The 1,984-nt window shown below is 68.7% G+C and carries 3 protein-coding genes; all 3 read right to left on the bottom strand.

The genetic code is table 11. From position 1 onward, the window contains the following. On the bottom strand, positions 1–848 hold an 848-nt coding region (gene eccD, locus LI94_RS21010; protein ID WP_046302452.1), incomplete at its 3' end, for a type VII secretion integral membrane protein EccD. Positions 849–910: 62 nt separating this feature from the next. Then, complete coding sequence (locus LI94_RS21005) at positions 911–1,786, bottom strand: ESX secretion-associated protein EspG (protein WP_024443334.1); 876 nt, start codon at positions 1,784–1,786, stop codon at positions 911–913. Between the two features lie 33 nt (positions 1,787–1,819). After that, on the bottom strand, positions 1,820–1,984 hold a 165-nt coding region (locus tag LI94_RS21000), incomplete at its 5' end, for a WXG100 family type VII secretion target (RefSeq protein WP_046302038.1).

The following is a 1,984-nucleotide window of genomic DNA, read 5'->3' as shown; positions in this document are numbered from 1 at the left end:
GGTGCGGCAATGGTCAGCAGTAGGGACGCGGTGATCAGGGCAGCGCCCAGGGTGAGAGGCGGCAACTCCCAGAAGGACTTGACGGCAGCCGCCGCCAGCACTCCGACACCCACGACCACCGCGGCGGTGAAGAACGCGATCCCGCGCTCGCCACGACCACCCGGCGGCAGGATCAGGCAGATCAGCGACCATGCGCTGACCGCGGCGGCGCCCAGCACCACATGCGCCGGACCGAATACTCCAGGCACCGCCAGGGTGCCCACCGCGGCGAGCGGCACCAGTGCCGCAATCGACAGGGTCAGTGCGGCTTCGGCCGAACGCGTGCGGCACAGCAGCGCAGCGAGCACCGTGAGCAGGGCAATGGCCCCAGCCGCGAACAGACCGGTGGGTTCGCCGGTCAGGGCGCGGTGCGCCGCCGCGAGCCCGGTGGCGGCGACGATCAGCCCCGTCCCGGCAGCCAACGACGCACGTTGAATGTGCTTGACCCCCCAGGGCTTACGCCGAGATGCCGAGAAGATGACGGCTGCGTCGGCGATGTCCTCGATGATGCCCGGGGCGGCCGGACCGACCGGCACCGGGCGTAGGGCCAGCAGGTCGCCGTCCACGACCCCGACGGTGTCCAGGCTGGCGTCCAGGCTGAACGGTGCACCGCCGACCGGCGCCAGGCTCAGCCGCGTCGCACCGGCAGGCTCGGCCGAATCCACGGAGTCGCCGGCGTCCGGGGCTACCAGGCGTTGCACCGCCGGCAGGATTTCGCGCAGCGGCAACTCCGCGGGCACGGCAATCTCGGTCAGCCTACTGTCGGACAGGACCGCGATGCGGACAATCGGCATGACGGCGCTGGTCAGCGCCGGGGCTTCGGTCATTGGTGTTTCCTACTCTTTTCTGCGAGGACGATCTTCTCGCTGTCTTAGGACAGCTGGTTGGTGAAATCTCTGGACAGGCGCTGACCGGGGAACCACGTGCCCTCGGGCAGGGTGGCGGTCAACTGTTCAATCGCGACGGCAGTCGCAAAGTCGGTTCCAGGCCGGAAGGTCGAGACCCATTCGCCGTCGAAGGCCCGCGAGGGGGTGACCAGGATGCGGCCCGCCTCGGCGTCAACCAGGCTCATCCCCACTTCGGTGGTGGTGTGCCGACCGTCTCGGGCGCATCCCGCGACGACCTCGACGTAGTGCCGCGGGCCGGTGAACACCGACTCGACGATCGGCCGCGCTGAGGCGGGAATGCCCAGGTAGTCAAGCACTTCGGTGAGCGGGGCACCGGCCCGCAGTCGTTCGTCGGCGCGCGCACCGACCCGGGCCGGCAGGGTGAACTCGTCGAACCGGGCCGGTGGGCGTTGCCGCAGGCCTGCTCCGAGCACCGGGACCAGCAGGCGCGGGTCGTCGATGTCCATCACGGTGAAGGTGACCAGTTGTGCATTGCGCAGTGCCACCACCGTCCGGCCGGGCTTGCCGGTGTTCTGGTCACGGCGCGCGACGATGCCCCGCAACATCTCGGGGACCCCGCCGGCGGCCGAACCCACATAGCGCAGGTCCAGCCACCGGTCGGGGAAGCACACCACCCGGATCCATTCGGCCACGGCCGGATTGACCGTGCCCTCTGGCGAGACAACTCCCATCCGGGTGAGCTCGTCGCGCTGGCGCGCCATGAACGCGCCTCGCTCCCCGGCGTCCGTGTAGGGCATGGTGATTGCCAAAACCCACGGAAAAGACCCGGCACCCACGGTTTCCGCGATGTACCAGGCTTGCTCGACGGTCAGTTCGGCAGCGTTGGGTTCAGTAACCATCGCTGCCTTCCCTCATCGAGCGGATCATTGGGGTCAGCCCCACTTGGCGGCTTCGGCGGTGTCGCGCGCGTTCATCATCAAGGTGTTGGTCTCATGGGTGGAGGCCATTGCCCGATAGGCAAGCACCAACTCCTCCATCGCCTGATTCCACTGCGCCTGCCACGCCTGATACGTCATACCCGTATCGCCCTGCCACGC

This window comes from Mycobacterium sp. UM_Kg27, assembly GCF_000972905.1.
Lineage (GTDB): Bacteria > Actinomycetota > Actinomycetes > Mycobacteriales > Mycobacteriaceae > Mycobacterium.
This window is presented reverse-complemented; position numbering and strand designations above follow the sequence as displayed.

Excerpts from the sequence above, each read along its gene's own strand:
- LI94_RS21005 (WP_024443334.1), bottom strand. The coding sequence starts at position 1,786 with ATGGTTACTGAACCCAACGCTGCCGAACTGACCGTCGAGCAAGCCTGG.